The organism is Streptomyces sp. SID5785 (assembly GCF_009870065.1).
In the GTDB taxonomy this organism is placed as follows: domain Bacteria; phylum Actinomycetota; class Actinomycetes; order Streptomycetales; family Streptomycetaceae; genus Streptomyces.
This window is the reverse complement of the sequence record NZ_WWIA01000884.1, coordinates 1-15,928: the sequence shown is the minus strand read 5'-3', so window position 1 is coordinate 15,928 and position 15,928 is coordinate 1. Positions and strand designations below refer to the sequence as shown.

The 15,928-nt window shown below is 71.1% G+C and carries 16 protein-coding genes and 2 pseudogenes; 8 read left to right on the top strand and 10 right to left on the bottom strand.

Annotated features, from left to right (window positions below):
- Positions 1 to 196 precede the first annotated feature (196 nt).
- Positions 197 to 1,345, bottom strand: a complete 1,149-nt coding sequence (locus GTW43_RS28790) for a zinc-dependent metalloprotease (RefSeq protein WP_161304908.1) — start codon at positions 1,343 to 1,345, stop codon at positions 197 to 199.
- Positions 1,346 to 1,426: 81 nt separating this feature from the next.
- Positions 1,427 to 2,869, bottom strand: coding sequence for a D-alanyl-D-alanine carboxypeptidase/D-alanyl-D-alanine-endopeptidase (gene dacB / locus GTW43_RS28785; RefSeq protein ID WP_343246142.1), 1,443 nt, complete (start codon positions 2,867 to 2,869; stop codon positions 1,427 to 1,429).
- Between the two features lie 130 nt (positions 2,870 to 2,999).
- Here dacB and GTW43_RS28780 point away from each other — a divergent pair, with 130 nt between their 5' ends.
- Positions 3,000 to 3,491 (top strand): inorganic diphosphatase, encoded by a 492-nt coding sequence (locus tag GTW43_RS28780; protein ID WP_161304904.1) that lies wholly within the window; start codon positions 3,000 to 3,002, stop codon positions 3,489 to 3,491.
- A 127-nt stretch (positions 3,492 to 3,618) separates the two neighbouring features.
- Entirely contained in the window at positions 3,619 to 5,292 is a 1,674-nt protein-coding gene (locus GTW43_RS28775; RefSeq protein WP_161304903.1) for a threonine/serine exporter family protein, read from the top strand.
- Between the two features lie 400 nt (positions 5,293 to 5,692).
- Here the strand turns inward: GTW43_RS28775 and GTW43_RS28770 are convergent.
- A pseudogene (locus GTW43_RS28770) lies at positions 5,693 to 6,316 on the bottom strand (VTT domain-containing protein); the annotation flags it as partial.
- 147 nt (positions 6,317 to 6,463) lie between these two features.
- Between GTW43_RS28770 and GTW43_RS28765 the strand changes: the two are divergent.
- Positions 6,464 to 6,838: a YbjQ family protein gene (locus GTW43_RS28765; protein ID WP_161304900.1), complete on the top strand. Its 375-nt coding sequence runs from the start codon at positions 6,464 to 6,466 to the stop codon at positions 6,836 to 6,838.
- Positions 6,839 to 6,889: 51 nt separating this feature from the next.
- Here GTW43_RS28765 and GTW43_RS28760 read toward each other — a convergent pair whose 3' ends face one another.
- Positions 6,890 to 7,669, bottom strand: a complete 780-nt coding sequence (locus GTW43_RS28760) for a MerR family transcriptional regulator (RefSeq protein ID WP_161304898.1) — start codon at positions 7,667 to 7,669, stop codon at positions 6,890 to 6,892.
- 215 nt (positions 7,670 to 7,884) lie between these two features.
- On the opposite strand from GTW43_RS28760, the gene GTW43_RS28755 reads away from it, so the two are divergent.
- Positions 7,885 to 9,312: a glutamate decarboxylase gene (locus tag GTW43_RS28755; RefSeq protein WP_161304897.1), complete on the top strand. Its 1,428-nt coding sequence runs from the start codon at positions 7,885 to 7,887 to the stop codon at positions 9,310 to 9,312.
- A 58-nt stretch (positions 9,313 to 9,370) separates the two neighbouring features.
- Here GTW43_RS28755 and GTW43_RS28750 read toward each other — a convergent pair whose 3' ends face one another.
- Entirely contained in the window at positions 9,371 to 9,985 is a 615-nt protein-coding gene (locus tag GTW43_RS28750; RefSeq protein ID WP_161304895.1) for a PadR family transcriptional regulator, read from the bottom strand.
- 72 nt (positions 9,986 to 10,057) lie between these two features.
- Complete coding sequence (locus GTW43_RS28745) at positions 10,058 to 10,597, bottom strand: DinB family protein (RefSeq protein WP_161304893.1); 540 nt, start codon at positions 10,595 to 10,597, stop codon at positions 10,058 to 10,060.
- Positions 10,598 to 10,835: 238 nt separating this feature from the next.
- Between GTW43_RS28745 and GTW43_RS28740 the strand changes: the two genes are divergently transcribed.
- Positions 10,836 to 11,075 (top strand): DUF397 domain-containing protein, encoded by a 240-nt coding sequence (locus GTW43_RS28740; protein ID WP_161304892.1) that lies wholly within the window; start codon positions 10,836 to 10,838, stop codon positions 11,073 to 11,075.
- Positions 11,076 to 11,117: 42 nt separating this feature from the next.
- Here the strand turns inward: GTW43_RS28740 and GTW43_RS28735 are convergent, their stop codons facing one another.
- Positions 11,118 to 11,615, bottom strand: coding sequence for an ATP-binding protein (locus GTW43_RS28735; RefSeq protein ID WP_161304890.1), 498 nt, complete (start codon positions 11,613 to 11,615; stop codon positions 11,118 to 11,120).
- Positions 11,616 to 11,893: 278 nt separating this feature from the next.
- Here GTW43_RS28735 and GTW43_RS28730 point away from each other — a divergent pair, with 278 nt between their 5' ends.
- Positions 11,894 to 12,790 (top strand): helix-turn-helix transcriptional regulator, encoded by an 897-nt coding sequence (locus GTW43_RS28730; RefSeq protein WP_161304889.1) that lies wholly within the window; start codon positions 11,894 to 11,896, stop codon positions 12,788 to 12,790.
- Positions 12,791 to 12,888: 98 nt separating this feature from the next.
- On the top strand, positions 12,889 to 14,373 hold the full coding sequence (locus tag GTW43_RS28725; protein ID WP_161304887.1) for an aldehyde dehydrogenase family protein: 1,485 nt from the start codon (positions 12,889 to 12,891) through the stop codon (positions 14,371 to 14,373).
- A gap of 103 nt (positions 14,374 to 14,476) precedes the next feature.
- Here the strand turns inward: GTW43_RS28725 and GTW43_RS28720 are convergent, their stop codons facing one another.
- Positions 14,477 to 14,734, bottom strand: coding sequence for a type B 50S ribosomal protein L31 (locus GTW43_RS28720; RefSeq protein WP_161304886.1), 258 nt, complete (start codon positions 14,732 to 14,734; stop codon positions 14,477 to 14,479).
- A gap of 5 nt (positions 14,735 to 14,739) precedes the next feature.
- Complete coding sequence (gene rpmG / locus GTW43_RS28715; RefSeq protein ID WP_161304884.1) at positions 14,740 to 14,904, bottom strand: 50S ribosomal protein L33; 165 nt, start codon at positions 14,902 to 14,904, stop codon at positions 14,740 to 14,742.
- Between the two features lie 234 nt (positions 14,905 to 15,138).
- Between rpmG and GTW43_RS28710 the strand changes: the two genes are divergently transcribed.
- Positions 15,139 to 15,642, top strand: coding sequence for a hypothetical protein (locus GTW43_RS28710; RefSeq protein ID WP_161304882.1), 504 nt, complete (start codon positions 15,139 to 15,141; stop codon positions 15,640 to 15,642).
- Positions 15,643 to 15,658: 16 nt separating this feature from the next.
- Here the strand turns inward: GTW43_RS28710 and GTW43_RS28705 are convergent.
- Positions 15,659 to 15,928, bottom strand: a pseudogene (locus GTW43_RS28705) (FUSC family protein); the annotation flags it as partial.

The window sequence follows — 15,928 nt, the reverse complement described above, 5'->3', positions numbered from 1 at the left end:
CCAACTATGAGTCGTGTGACACGGCTCAGTCGCTCAACGGTGACTCGGTGATTTCGGTCACGCAGAGTGTGTCGATGGTGACAGAAGCGAGCCATTCACCGAGCATTGCACGCCTGCCCACGGCCTACGGTCCCTCGGATGGGTGATCCTTCGCCATTCCGGGCGTGACAGCGCCCGCTCCGTGTGCGGAGTGTGCTCAGTCGGCGTCCTGCGCGCCGTCCGTCTTGCTGTGCACCCGCGCGACCCAGTCCGCCGGTTTGGCGATCTCCGCCTTGGTGGGGAGCGTGTTCGGCGAGGTCCAGACGCGGTTGAAGCCGTCCATGCCGACCTCGTCGACGACGGCGCGCACGAAGCGCTCGCCGTCGCGGTACTGGCGCAGCTTCGCGTCGAGGCCGAGGAGCTTGCGCAGCGCCATGTCGAGGCGCGAGGCGCCCTTCTGACGCCGCTCCTTGAACTTCTCGCGGATCTCGCCGACGCTCGGCACGACGCCCGGTCCGACGCCGTCCATCACGTAGTCCGCGTGGCCCTCCAGGAGGGACATGACGGCGGTGAGGCGGGCGAGGATCTCGCGCTGCGCGGGCGACTGGACCAGCTCGACGAGCGAGCGTCCGCCGTCGTCCTCCTCCGTGTCGGGGCGCCCGCCGGCGAGCGACTGGGCGGCCTCCCTGATCCGCTCGAGGAACGTGGAGGGGTCGACGTCGGTCTCGGCGAGGAACGACTGGATCTCGCCCTCGAGGTGGTCGCGCAGCCAGGGCACGGCGGTGAACTGGGTGCGGTGCGTCTCCTCGTGCAGGCAGACCCAGAGCCTGAAGTCGTGCGGGTCCACGTCGAGTTCACGCTCGACGTGCACGATGTTCGGCGCGACGAGCAGGAGCCGGCCACCGCCGTCGGGAGCGGCCGGCAGGTCACGGGTGGCGGGCGCGAAGGTCTCGTACTGGCCGAGGACGCGGGAGGACAGGAAGGAGAGCAGCATGCCGAGCTCGACGCCGGTGACCTTGCCGCCGACGGCGCCGAGCACGGCGGGGCCGGGGCCCGAGCCGCGGCGCTCCTCCATCTTGCCGAGCAGCGGTTTGAGGATCTCGCGGAAGCCCGCCACGTTGGCCCGCACCCAGCCGGGGCGGTCGACGACCAGGACCGGGGTGTCGTGCACCTGGTCGGTGGCCATGCGGGTGTACGCGCGGACGTGCTCCTCGGAGGCCTTCGCGTGCCGGCGCAGCTCCGCGACGATGGCGCGCGCCTCGTCCCGGCTCACCTCCGGCCCCGGGCGCACGAGTCGGGTCGCGGTCGCGACCGCGAGGTTCCAGTCGACCATCCCTGATGAGGCGGCGCCGCCGATGCTCGTCATGCGTCAACGGTACGTGACCCCTCGCGTACGTGGAGGGGGTTGAACCCTGACTGAACCCTGAGCCGCGAGCGCCGGGCCCGCTCAGCGGCAGCCGCAGTTCGCGACCGAGGAGGCGAGGCGGTCCAGGCCCGCCTGGGCGGCCTGGGGTGCGGGGGCGCCGTCGGTCATGAAGGCGAAGACGAGGAGCCGTCCGTCGGCGTCGACGACCGTCCCGGCGAGCGTGTTGACACCGGTCAGGGTGCCGGTCTTGGCGCGGACCAGGCCGGTTCCCGAGGCGTCGGCGGGGTCCGCGTAACGGCTGCTGAGGGTGCCGGTGAAGCCGGCGACGGGCAGGCCGGTGAGGACGGGGCGCAGCTGGGGCCGGTCGGGGTCGGCGGCCTTCGCGAGCAGCCCGGTGAGCAGGTCGGCGGAGACCTTGTCGGTGCGGTCGAGGCCGCTGCCGTCGGCGAAGCGGGTCCCGGTGAGCGGCAGTCCGAGCTTCTTCAGCTGCTTCTTGACGGCGGCGCCCGCCCCGTCGAAGTCGGCCCGGGTGTGCGCGGCGATCGCGGTCTGCCGGGCGAGGGCCTCGGCGATGTCGTTGTCGCTGTGGGTCAGCATGCGCTCGACGAGGTCGGACAGGGGCGGGGACTCGACCTTCGCGAGGTCCTCGGCCTGCCCGGAGGCCTTGCTGGGGCCGGGGTCGCCCTTGGTGCGGATGCCGCGCTCGTGGAGGAGCTCCGCGAAGGTGTGGGCGGCGGCGGCCGCGGGGTCGGCGGCGCGCGCGGCGGGCCCGCTCGCGGAGTCGTCGAGCCGGGCCTCGTCGGTCATGAGGGCGCTGACCTGGGCGAGGTTCTCGTTGGGACCGATCGGGTGGAGGGCGGGTCCGGCGTAGAGCGAGGTGTCGTAGGTGAGGGTGACCTCGGTGAGGTGGTCCTTCTTGAGGGCCGCGGCGGTGTCGTCGGCGAGGTCGCGCAGGTCGGCGGCGCCGTACGGGTTCTTCGTGCGGGCCGTCAGGGTGGGGTCGCCGCCGCCGACGAGGAGGAGTTCCCTGCTGTCCTTCTCGAGGGCCGTGCGGGTGGCGATGCGGTGGTCGGGGCCCGCGGCGGTGAGCGCGGCGACGGCCGTGGCGAGCTTGATGGTCGACGCGGGCGTGTGCGGGTCGCCCGCGGAGCGGCCGTAGAGGCGCTTGCCGGTGACGGCGTCGACGACCGCGGCGGAGCGGTCCTTGCCGAGGGCCGCGTCCTTCAGGAGCGGATCGAGGACGTCGGCCAGGGCGCTCTTGGTGGGTCCGGGCACGGAGGCTCCGGGGGCGGCGAGGACGGCGGGGGCGCTGGGGGCGGCCTCGGGGGCGCTCGGGCCCCTGCGACCGTGATGTGCGCCACCCCGGGGCTCCGGGGAGGCGGCCCGGATCGCCTCGGCCTTACGCTGACCCGAAGCGTCCCAGGGGCCGGCCGAGGCGGCCACGACGGCCGCGAGGACCAGTCCCACCGCCGTCGCGGCCACCGTGACGTGCTTGGTCTTGGTCAGCGCAGCGGTCTTCGCCACGTTCGTCAAGAGCTGCGAAGCCTTCAGTTCCGGCACCGCGGACCAGCCCCTTTCGCGATCACACACCTGCGTGAGGGACACTTAATCACTGCATCACGAGACGTTTGTGTTGATCATGGAGGAGCCACCGGTGGAGTTCGACGTCACGATCGAGATTCCGAAGGGATCGCGGAACAAGTACGAGGTCGACCACGAGTCCGGTCGCATCCGCCTGGACCGCCGTCTGTTCACCTCGACCGCCTACCCGACGGACTACGGTTTCGTCGAGAACACGCTGGGCGAGGACGGCGACCCGCTGGACGCCCTGGTCATCCTGGACGAGCCGACGTTCCCCGGCTGTCTCATCAAGTGCCGCGCGATCGGCATGTTCCGCATGACGGACGAGGCCGGCGGCGACGACAAGCTGCTGTGCGTCCCGTCGACGGACCCGCGGATGGAGCACCTGCGCGACATCCACCACGTCTCCGAGTTCGACCGCCTGGAGATCCAGCACTTCTTCGAGGTCTACAAGGACCTGGAGCCCGGCAAGTCCGTCGAGGGCGCCGACTGGGTGGGCCGCACCGAGGCCGAGGCCGAGATCGAGCGTTCCTACAAGCGCTTCCAGGACAACGGCGGTCACTGACCCCGCCCCCGGCGCACCGTACGGGCCGCACCTCCCCGACCGGGGTCGTGCGGCCCGTTCGCGTATCCGTGCGCATACTGAGGCGTACGGGAGGCAGACGCGTACGTAGTCGTGCGAAGGGCGAGAGGTGTCGGAGCGGGAGACGGAGTCACCGGAGGACCGCAAGCCGGTGTCGGACGAGGCGCGCAGCGCCTTCAGTCAGCCGAGCGGGGTGGCGCCGGCGGCCGCGCAGCCGGTCGAGGAGGAGTCGTCGACCACCTCGGAGTTCTCGGTCCCCGAGGGGCTGAGCGTGCAGGCGGCCGAGGTCGTCGAGGTGGAGGGTTCGGCCTTCACCCCGCCGCGGACGTACAGCTCGCGGCAGTCGCCGCCCGCGTTCACCCCGGCGCACGGCATTCCCATGGTGCGGCTCACGAAGGAAGCGCCCTGGCAGGACCGGATGCGCACGATGCTGCGGCTTCCGGTGGCCGAGCGGCCCGCTCCGGAGAAGGTGCACAAGGAGGACGAGACCGGGCCCGCCGTGCCGCGCGTGCTCGACCTGACGCTGCGTATCGGTGAGCTGCTGCTGGCCGGTGGCGAGGGCGCCGAGGACGTGGAGGCGGCGATGTTCGCCGTGTGCCGGTCCTACGGGCTCGACCGGTGCGAGCCGACGGTGACGTTCACGCTGCTGTCGATCACGTTCCAGCCGTCTCTGGTCGACGATCCGGTGACGGCGTCGCGGACGGTGCGCCGGCGCGGCACCGACTACAACCGTCTCTCGGCCGTGTTCCGCCTGGTGGACGACATCAGCGACGAGGAGCACGAGACCGCCGGCGTCTCGCTGGAGGAGGCCTACCGGCGCCTCGCGGAGATCCGCCGCAACCGGCACCCGTACCCCGGATGGGCGCTCACCGGCGCGAGCGGGCTGCTCGCCGGGTCCGCGTCGATCCTGGTCGGCGGTGACCTGTTCGTGTTCGTCGCGGCCGCGGTCGGCGCGATGCTGGGCGACCGGCTGGCGTGGCTGTGTGCGGGCCGCGGGTTCCCGGAGTTCTACCAGTTCATGGCGGCGGCGATGCCCCCGGCGCTGATCGGGGTGCTGCTCACGCTCGCGGACGTGGACGTGCGGGCCTCCGCGGTGATCACCGGTGGACTGTTCGCGCTGCTGCCCGGGCGGGCGCTGGTGGCCGGTGTGCAGGACGGGCTGACCGGCTTCTACATCACGGCGGCGGCCCGGCTCCTGGAGGTCATGTACTTCTTCGTGGGCATCGTGATCGGCGTGCTGATCATGCTCTATGTGGGTGTGCAGCTGCACGCCGAGCTCAATCCGGACGCCGCGCTGAACGTCACGGACCCGCGCGCGTACTGGCAGATCGCCGCGTCGATGTCGCTGTCGCTCGCGTTCGCGGTGCTGCTCCAGCAGGAGCGGTCGACGGTGCTCGCGGTGACGCTGAACGGCGGGGTGGCGTGGGTCGTCTACGGGGCGATGCACGTGGCCGGTGACATCTCGCCGGTCGCGTCGACCGCGGCGGCGGCCGGGCTCGTCGGCCTGTTCGGGCAGCTGTTCTCGCGCTACCGGTTCGCCTCGGCGCTGCCGTACGTGACGGCGGCGATCGGGCCGCTGCTGCCCGGTTCGGCGACGTACTTCGGGCTGCTGTCGATCGCGCAGAACGATGTGAACGCCGGGCTGGTGTCGCTGTCCAAGGCGGCGGCGCTGGCGATGGCCATCGCGATCGGGGTGAACCTCGGTGGGGAGATCTCCCGGCTGTTCATCCGCTCGCCCGGGGCGGAGGGCCGCCGTGCCGCGAAGCGGACCAGGGGGTTCTAGCGCGGCCCCGCCGGGGGTGCGGGTCTCGTCGTGGCTGGTCGCGCAGGTGCCCGCGCCCCTGAAGGGGCGCGGGCACCTGGCGACGAGCGGCTGGGGCCTGTCCGGCGGATCAGGTCGCGTCCAGGTGGCCCGGGCTGTTCTGTGCTGGTGAGCGGGGTCTGGTGCGTCGAGATGCAAGGCGGAGGAGGGCGGCAACGCGATGGGGGTCCCCCCTGCTCGAGCGAAGCCGAGAGCTTGGGGGAGTTGACAACTGACGACAACGCCGCAGGTCGGCGTGCCAGACCCCGCGCCCGCGACATGATCCGCCGGACAGGCCCTAGCGACGGGCGTGGCGGCCCCGCTGGGACGGCGTGGCCGGGCCGCCCTCGGCGGGCGCCTCGGAGGAGGCGGTGGCCGCCTCCTTCTTCGCCTTGCTGCGCGCGCGCAGGAACTCGATCGCGATCGGCACCACCGAGATCAGGACGATCAGGATCAGGATCGCCTCGATGTTCTTGTGGACGAACTCGATGTTCCCCAGCCAGGAGCCGAGCAGGGTCACTCCGGCGCCCCACAGGACGCCGCCGATCACGTTGAACGTGATGAACGAGCGGTACTTCATCCCGGAGACGCCCGCGATGATCGGCGTGAACGTGCGCACGATGGGCACGAAACGGGCCAGGACCAGCGACTTCGGGCCGTGCTTCTCGAAGAACTCGTGCGCCTTCTGCACGTTCTCCTGCTTGAAGAGCCGGGAGTCCGGGCGCCGGAACAGCGACGGGCCGACCTTCTTGCCGAAGACGTAGCCCGCCTGGTCGCCGAGGATCGCGGCGAGGCAGATCAGCGCGATCGCCGCCCACAGCGGGAAGTCGAGCGTGCCGGCGGTGATGAGCAGGCCGCAGGTGAACAGCAGCGAGTCACCGGGCAGGAAGAAGCCGATCAGCAGACCGGACTCCGCGAACACGATCAGGAGGAGGCCCCAGATGCCGAACGTGTTCAGCAGGTGGTCCGGGTCCAGCCAGCTGGGTCCGAGAGCAAGCGTCGTCACGGGTCCGGGCTCCTGAAGGGGTGAGGGCAGAGGCGCTGCGACGCAGCGCGTAATGGCGGTGCAAAGTTATCAACGCCAGGGGGCCGTGCCAGGTTCCAGTGGCCCTCTCAGGATGCACGGTGCGTCAACTGTGGCAAACCTGTCGGTATGGGTATCGAAGACTTCGGCGGCGGCCAGGATCCGCAGGCAGATGTGCTCGTCGTCACGACGAACGACGTCCCGGGGCACCGGGTGCAGCAGGTGATCGGTGAGGTGTTCGGCCTGACGGTGCGCTCGCGGCACCTGGGCAGCCAGATCGGCGCCGGCCTCAAGTCCATGATCGGCGGCGAGCTCAAGGGGCTCACCAAGACCCTGGTCGAGACGCGCAACCAGGCCATGCAGCGGCTCGTGGAGCAAGCACGCGCGCGGGGCGCCAACGCGGTCCTGATGTTCCGCTTCGACGTGACGGAGGCGATGGACGGGGCGGCCGAGGTGTGTGCCTACGGGACCGCCGCCGTCATCGCCCCGGAGCCGACCGTCTGAGCGGCCCGAGCGGCCCCATCGGCCCGAGCGGCCCGCGCCCCGGACCGGGTGTCACTGCGCGTGCCGCGCCGCGTTCGCGTGGATGGCGTCGCGCAGGTGCTCGGCGACGCCCTCGCCCATGGCGTCGTAGAACGCCTTGAAGCGCTCGTCGGCCACGTACATGTCGCCGAAGCACACGTGCATCTCGTAGGAGACCTCGAAATAGGTCTGGCTGATGTGCTGCCGGTGTTCCTCGGCGAGCTCCATGGCGGCCGCGCCGGAGGGCTGTTCGCCGGACGCCACGAGGGCGGCGTAGCGCCGGCCCCAGTCGTCGACCTCGGCCTGGATCCGCTTCCAGTCCTCCTTGGTGTAGGTGGCGGCGCGGCGCTGGGACTCGGCCCAGGCGTCGGTGCCGCCCCAGCGCTGCTCGGCCTCGTCCTGGTACTGCTCGGGGTCCTTGTCCCCGAAGACCTCGAAGCGCTCCTCGGGGGTGAGCTGGATTCCCATCTTCTTCGCCTCCATGGCGTGCTCGACGGCCGCGGCCATCTTGGTCAGCTTCTCGATGCGGGCGGTCAGCACCTCGTGCTGGCGCCGCAGGTGGGCGTGCGGGTCCGTCGCCGGGTCGTCGAGCAGCGTCTGGACCTCGTCCAGCGGGAAGCCGAGCTCCCGGTAGAAGAGGATCTGCTGGAGCCGGTCGAGGTCGGCGGTGCCGTAGCGGCGGTGTCCCGCGTGGTTGCGCTCGCTGGGGACGAGCAGCCCGATCTCGTCGTAGTGGTGCAGGGTGCGCACCGTGACCCCGGCGAAGCCGGCCACCTGGCCGACGGAGTACGTGGTCGTTCGCGATGCCGTCACGAGCCGCTCCTTCCCTGTTGCGCGTCCGGGGTCCAGCTTGGGTCCTCACGTCACGTGAGGTGCAAGCGCGAGCACCGTGCCGCCCGAGAATCCGCCGGGAATCCGTCCGGGAATCCGTCCGGGAGTCCGTCCGATATGCCCGGTCCGGGATGTCTGCCTAGGCTGTCGGCCTGTAGGCGCGTACCGCCGCCCGGGGGGCCGAGAAGGAGTCGCCGATGCCTCCGCTGTCCCACGGTCCCGCGGGCCGTTCCGAGGGCCGCGCCGAGCGCCCGGTCGCCGTCAACCCGTTCTACGGGGAGGCCGACCCGACCGCCGGCATGACCGACGCGCCGCCCCGGCACCGGCTGCCGGACGGCCCGCTCGCGCCCATGACCGCGTACCAGCTGGTGCACGACGAGCTGATGCTCGACGGGAACGCGCGGCTCAACCTCGCCACGTTCGTGACGACGTGGATGGAGCCGCAGGCGGACGTCCTCCTGGCCGAGTGCCGGGACAAGAACATGATCGACAAGGACGAGTACCCGCGCACCGCCGAGCTGGAGCGCCGCTGCGTCGCGATGCTCGCCGACCTCTGGCACGCCCCGGACCCGCGGTCCGCCGTGGGCTGCTCGACGACCGGCTCCAGCGAGGCCTGCATGCTCGCCGGGATGGCCCTCAAGCGCCGCTGGGCGAAGCGCAACGCGGACCGCTACCCCGCGCGCGACGCCCGCCCGAACCTGGTCATGGGCATCAACGTGCAGGTCTGCTGGGAGAAGTTCTGCGACTACTGGGAGGTCGAGGCGCGCCAGGTGCCCATGGAGGGCGACCGCTTCCACCTCGACCCGGCGGCCGCGGCCGAGCTGTGCGACGAGAACACGATCGGCGTCGTCGGCATCCTCGGCTCGACCTTCGACGGGTCCTACGAGCCGGTCGCGGACCTGTGCGCGGCGCTCGACGCCCTCCAGGAGAAGACCGGGCTCGACATCCCGGTGCACGTGGACGGGGCGTCGGGCGGCATGGTCGCGCCGTTCCTCGACCCGGACCTGGTCTGGGACTTCCGGCTGCCGCGGGTCGCCTCGATCAACACGTCGGGCCACAAGTACGGGCTGGTCTACCCGGGCGTGGGCTGGGCGCTGTGGCGGGACGCGGACGCGCTGCCCGAGGACCTCGTCTTCCGGGTCAACTACCTGGGCGGCGACATGCCGACCTTCGCCCTGAACTTCTCCCGGCCCGGCGCGCAGGTCGTCGCCCAGTACTACTCCTTCCTGCGGCTCGGCCGGGAGGGCTACCGGGCGGTGCAGCAGGCGTCCCGGGACGTGGCGCGCGGGCTCGCCGAGCGGATCGAGGCGCTCGGCGACTTCCGGCTGCTGACCCGCGGCGACGAGCTCCCGGTGTTCGCCGTGACGACGGCGCCGGACGTGCGGGCGTACGACGTCTTCGACGTGTCGCGGCGGCTGCGGGAGCACGGCTGGCTGGTGCCCGCCTACACGTTCCCGGCGCACCGGCAGGACCTCGCGGTGCTCCGCGTCGTGTGCCGCAACGGCTTCTCGGCGGACCTGGCCCAGCTCCTCCTGGACGACCTGGAGCGCCTCCTGCCGCAGCTGCGCGGCCAGGCGCACCCCCAGATCCGCGACCGGGACGAGGCGACGCCGTTCCACCACTGACCTGCGGGGCCCCGGGAGCGCACCGCGCCCGGCCCGCCCCGGTCACCCGGTCACCGGGTCACCCGGCGAACGGATTCTCCTGGCCGTCAGCCAGGACCCCCACGAACGGCTCGCCCTCCCCCGCGAACGTGTACGCGCCGCCCTCGATCCGGGCGATCAGGGAGCGCGTCCACTCGGCGCCCGTGTCGGCGGAGAACACCCAGTAGTTCATGATCTCGCCGATGTGGCCGAGCTGCTCCGGGCCGCCCTCCGGCGTGTAGTACTCGGTGACCGACGTGCGCCACTCCTCGATCCGGCGCACCCGCTCGGTGAGCAGCTCCACCGCCTCGCCGCGCGGCAGCTCCACCATGAAGCCGAGTGCCGCCGTGAGGATGTCGGGCCGCTGGTCGTACGCCGTGAGGGACTCGCGCAGCAGCGACAGATACGCGGAGGTGCCCTCCTCGGTGATCTCGTACTCGGTGCGCGGCGGGCCGCCGGCCGTCGACGGGGCGACCTCGTGCGCCCGCAGCAGTCCCTGCTTCGCCAGCTGTTTGAGCGCGTGGTAGATCGACCCCGGCTTCGCGTTCGACCACTCGTGGGCGCCCCAGTACTCCAGGTCGCTGCGCACCTGGTAGCCGTGGGCCCGGCCGTGCTGACGGACAGCCCCGAGGACCAGGAGACGGATCGCTGACATGCGCTCAGCCTAGAACCCGGGCACCCCTCGCCCACCGGCCGCCCGCCGGCGACGGCCCCGGGGCCGCACCCCTCACTGCTGCGCGAGCGCCACGAGCTCGAAGGCCGTCTTCCCGTCCAGGGACTCGCGGACGATGTCCGCGTGGCCCGCGTGCCGAGCCGTCTCGCGGATCAGGTGGAGTGCGAGCCAGCGCAGCGACACCTCCTGGTCGTCCGGGAACCAGGGCTCGTCCGGCAGCGGGAAGGTGTCGTCCAGGCTCGGCGCCTCCTGGAAGAACTTCTCGGTGCGCCGCGCCACGTCCTCGTAGTACGCGAGCAGGGACGCGACCGTGTCGGTGCCCTCCACCATCCGGAAGCCGATGCCGTACGACTCCGGGTCGCGCGTGGCGTCGGGGGCGGTGCGGCTCGCGAGGGCGATCCAGCCCTGCTCGACCTGGGACAGGTGCTTGACGATGCCGCCGAGCGAGAGCGCGCTCGCGCTGGGCGTCGCGGCGGCCTGCGCGTCGGTGAGGCCGGTCAGGGTGCGGCGCACCCCGCCGCGCTGCTCGGCGATGAAGGCGAGGAGCGCTCCGCGCTCGTCGCCGCGGGCCTCGGGATTCACGTGCATGACCATCGAAAAGCACCTCTCGTAGCCGTTCTCGGACTCGCTGAGAAGGACACTACGGAGCATGTAGGTCAGTTCCTGACCTCTTGGGGCGCCGCGCGAAGATCTTTCTGTAGTCGGGGAACCACCGCGCGTGCACGTGCATCTGCTCATGCATCAGCACATGTGTCGACGGTTATGATCCTGATCAGTCGGGGCAGTTGCCCCCTGCACCCATGCACCACGAGAACCACCTGGGGAGCGAACCGTGCACCACGTGTACAACGGTATGGCGGCCACGGAGCTGCACGGAGTGGTCTGGCAGAAGAGCAGGCACAGCAACTCCCAGGGATCCTGCGTGGAGTTCGCGAAACTGCCCGGCGGCAAGATCGCCGTGCGCAACTCCAACTTCCCCGACGGACCCGCCCTCGTCTACACCCCCGCCGAGATAGAGGCCATGCTGCTGGGCGTGAAGGACGGCGAGTTCGACCACCTGACGTCCGTCTGACCGCTCCGCCACCCCGCATCCCGCATCCCGCATCCCGGACCCTCACACCCGGAACAGGGCCCAGACCACCTTCCCCCTGAGCGTGCCGGCCATCGGGTGCCAGCCCCAGCCGTCGCTGAAGGAGTCGACGAGGAAGAGGCCGCGCCCCGACTCGGAGGCGAAGTCGTCCGCCACGTCCGTCTCGCGGGCGACCGGACTGTCGTCGCTGGGGTCGCGCACCCCGCACACCACGCGCGAGGCCCAGCGCATGAGGTGCAGCCGCACCGGCGGGTCCTGCTCGTAGGGGGTGTCGGCGGGCAGCGCGTGCCGCAGCGCGTTGGTGACGAGTTCGGAGACGACCAGGCAGATGTCGTCGAAGCGCTCGGGCACGTCCCAGTCGCCGAGCGTTCTGCGGCTGAACTCCCGGGCGCTGCGCACCGCTTCGTAGCGGGCGGGCAGGGCGCAGGAGGCGGCGCTCGACACGGCGGAGGGGTCCAGCGGGGGCAGGCTCTGCCGTAATGCGTCGAAGGGCTCGAGCACGGCCGATCCGTTCGTCCCCATGCGAGGCACTCCCCAGTTTCGCAGTACGTAGCGAGCGGTGGTGGCGACCATGGTTCCGAATGCGCAGAACGGATGCAAGGGCAGATGCACGTGCACGCGCCGGACCTGTCCGCTCCCGTACCACTTCTTGGTCATTTCTTCCTCCGACTTCTTCCGCTCTTCTTCCGGATACGCTCCCGCCGTTGTCGTCTCTTCTCCCTTTCCGTAACCGGGCGAGTACGGGCCGGAGCGTTTTAGTGGCAGACTTCGGGCCTGATGGATCAGGGAGGGTGGACGACGTGACCGCTGGGGACTCCTGGGCCTCGCCCCCGACGCTCGGGCCGGGCGGCGGCTCGGTGGTGCGGCGCATTCTGCTGGGCTCGCAACTGCGGCGCCTGCGCGAGTCGCACGGCATCACCAGGGAGGCGGCCGGGTACTCGATCCGCGCCTCCGAGTCGAAGATCAGCCGCCTGGAGCTGGGCCGCGTGAGCTTCAAGGCGCGCGACGTCGAGGACCTGCTGACGCTCTACGGGGTGACCGACGGAGCCGAGCGCGAGGCCCTGCTCTCCCTGGTCAAGGAGGCCAACTCGACGGGCTGGTGGCACAGTTACTCCGACGTGCTGCCCGGCTGGTTCCAGACCTACGTGGGCCTGGAGGCGGCCGCCTCGCAGATCCGCGGCTACGAGGCGCAGTTCGTGCACGGCCTGCTCCAGACCGAGGCCTACGCGCACGCGGTGGTCGAGCAGGGCATGCGCGGCGCCGCCCCCGAGGACATCGACCGGCGCGTCGCCCTGCGCCTGGAGCGGCAGAAGCTGCTCGTCGCCGAGCAGGCCCCCGACCTGCACGTGGTGCTCGACGAGTCCACGCTGCGCCGGGTGCACGGCGGGCCGGACGTGATGCGCGGCCAGCTGGAGCACCTGATCGAGCTGGCCGAGCGGCCCCAGGTGACGCTGCAGATCATGCCGTTCACCCGCGGCTGGCACGCCGGCGAGTCCGGCAGCTTCACGCTGCTCACGTTCCCGGAGTCGGACCTCTCCGACGTCGTCTTCCTCGAACAGCTCACCAGCGCCCTGTACCTGGACAAGCGCGAGGACGTCGCCCAGTACGAGAAGGCCATGACGCGGCTCGCCGGGCAGTGCCCGACGCCCGAGGAGAGCACGGCGCTGCTGCGATCGATGCTGACCGAATTCGCCTGAGTTCCACAGCAGTTGGCCGATCCCGTGGCATAACTGACAGGTGCCGGACGTACGATGACGTCCCATCAGGTGTCCGGCGCTTCAGCAAGGGATTTCCCATGACCTCACAGCCGTCGCAGTCCTCTCCCTCGTACTTCACCGAACTGGACCGGCAGTTCATCGACGGCGCGTGGCGCGAGGGGCGGGGGTCGTGGGACATCATCGACTTCAACCCGTACAACGGGGACAAGCTCGCGTCGATCACCGTGGCCTCCGTGGAGGAGATCGACGAGGCGTACCGGGCCGCCGAGCGGGCGCAGAAGGACTGGGCGAAGTCCAACGCCTACGCGCGCCGGCTCGTCTTCGAGCGGGCCCTGCACCTGGTCGAGGAGCGCGAGGACGCGATAGCCGAGGCGATCGTCGACGAGCTCGGCGGCACCCGCGTGAAGGCCGGCTTCGAGCTGCACCTCGCCAAGGAGTTCCTGCGCGAGTCGATCCAGCTGGCGCTGCGCCCGCAGGGCCGGATCATCCCCTCACCGGTGGACGGCAAGGAGAACCGGGTCTACCGGGTGCCGGTCGGCGTCGTCGGCGTCATCTCGCCGTTCAACTTCCCGTTCCTGCTCTCCCTCAAGTCCGTGGCCCCCGCGCTCGCCCTGGGCAACGCCGTGGTGCTCAAGCCGCACCAGAACACCCCGGTGGTCGGCGGCTCGCTCGTCGCGAAGATCTTCGAGGACGCGGGCCTGCCGGCCGGTCTGCTGAACGTCGTGATCACCGACATCGCGGAGATCGGCGACGCCCTGCTCACCCACCCCGTGCCGAAGGTCATCTCCTTCACCGGCTCCGACAAGGTCGGCCAGCACGTGGCGACGGTCTGCGCGACGCAGTTCAAGCAGGCGGTCCTCGAACTCGGCGGCAACAGCGCCCTGACCGTCCTCGACGACGCCGACGTCGACTACGCGGTCGACGCCGCGGTCTTCAGCCGCTACGTCCACCAGGGCCAGGTCTGCATGGCCGCGAACCGCATCCTGGTCGACCGCAAGGTCGAGAAGGAGTTCACCGAGAAGTTCGTCGCCAAGGTGCGCACCCTGAAGGCCGGCGACCCGCGCGACCCGGCGACCGTGATCGGCCCGGTCATCAACTCCGCGCAGGCGGACGCCCTGACCGGCGTCGTCGAGCAGGCCCTCGCGGAGGGCGCGACGGCGCTGGTGCGCGGCGAGGTGGACGGCAATCTCGTCGAGCCGGTCGTCCTGACCGGGCTGCCCGCCGACTCCCCCGTCCTGCGGCAGGAGATCTTCGGCCCGGTCGCCCTGCTCATCCCGTTCGACGGCGACGACGAGGCGGTCCGGATCGCGAACGACACCCCGTACGGGCTGAGCGGCGCCGTGCACACCGGCGACGTCGAGCGCGGCGTGGCCTTCGCCCAGCAGATCGACACGGGCATGATCCACGTCAACGACGGCACCGTGCACGACGAGCCGCTCGTGGCCTTCGGCGGCGAGAAGCGCTCGGGCATCGGCCGGCTGAACGGCGAGTCGACGGTGGAGGCGTTCACCACCCAGAAGTGGATCTCGGTCCAGCACGGACGCTCGCAGTTCCCCTTCTGAGTCCCCGCGCCCGGCGCACCCCGCACCTCGCACCTCGCACCTCGCACCTCGCACGAAGAGGGCCCGATCTCCCGGAGATCGGGCCCTCTTCCGCTGTCCGGCCTCAGCCGCCGTAGCGGCGCCGGAAGGCCTCGACGCGGCCCTCGGTGTCCAGGACGCGCTGCTGCCCCGTGTAGAAGGGGTGGCTCGCGTCGGAGATCTCGACGTCGAACACGGGGTAGGTGTTGCCGTCCGACCACTCGACCGTCGCGTCGCCGATCTTGTCGGACGCGGTGATCGTCGAGCGGGTGAGGAAGGCGTGCCCGGCCGCACGGTCGCGGAAGACCACCGGGGCGTACTCGGGGTGGATGGCGTGCTTCATGAAGGTCAGCGCTCCTCTCGGAAGTCGACGTGGCGGCCCGCGACGGGGTCGTACTTGCGCAGGGTCAGGCGGTCGGGGTCGCTGCGCCTGTTCTTGCGCGTCACGTACGTGTAGCCGGTCCCCGCGGTGGACCTGAGCTTGATCACTGGGCGGAGTTCGTTGCGTGCCATGCGGGCATGTTAACGAAAACGACTCCCATTTTCAATAGCCGCTCACCTGCACCTTTTCCCTGCGCCTCTCCCTGCACCTCTCCCTGCGCCCGCACCCCCGCGTGAGCAAGCGCACGCAGAATTCCTCCGCGAGGTCCGCAAGTCCTGCCGATGACCCCTGGTACGTTGCAGCGCGGTCCCGGCCTACGGGAGCGACCCGCAGTGACAGCCGTGAAGCAGGGGGAAGTTGTGCGCATGAGGAACGTTCGGATCGCCGCGGGTGCCGCGGCCCTGGTGGCGGCGCTGGCCGTGACGGGCTGCAGCAGCGACAGCGACGACGGCGGCAAGAAGGACAGCGGGGCGGGCGGCGGCTCCACCGCCTCCTCCGCACCCGACGACGGCGGCTCGTCCGACGGCTCGTCCGGCTCGTCCGGCTCGTCCGGGTCCACGAAGGACGCCGAAGGCATCTGGAGCGCCACCACCGGCGGCCAGCCCGTGGTCCTCGTGATCGGCGCCAAGCAGGCCTCGCTCAGCACGGGCGACGGCCACCTGTGCACCGGCACCGTCGCCGACGGCGGCAAGCCGACGCTGCTCCTCAAGTGCGCGGACGGCAGCACCGACCGCACCACCGGGGCGATCGAGTCCAACGACGGCTCGACGATGAAGGTCTCCTGGGACGGCGGGACCAACGACGCCTTCACCAAGTCCAAGGACGGCAAGCTGCCGGACGGTCTCCCCAGCGGTCTGCCCTCCAACTGATCCGCGCGGGGACGTCTCAGTCCCCGGTCCGGGCCGCGGGGTCCTCGTCGGGGTCCTCGTCGTCGCGCTCGCGGCGCTCCTTCACCGTCATCGGCGGGACCTCGGTGTCCAGCGCCTCGGACAGTTCGCCGAGGGTGTCCAGGAGGAGGCCCGCGCCCCGGCGCACCACCCGGTCGGGGACGCCCTCGCCGTCCCACGCGTCGAGCGCCTCGCGCGCCGCGGTCCAGCGCGGGACGCGGCGTTCACGGATCGCCCGCGCCCCGTCGCGGGTCGCCGTGCGCAGGGC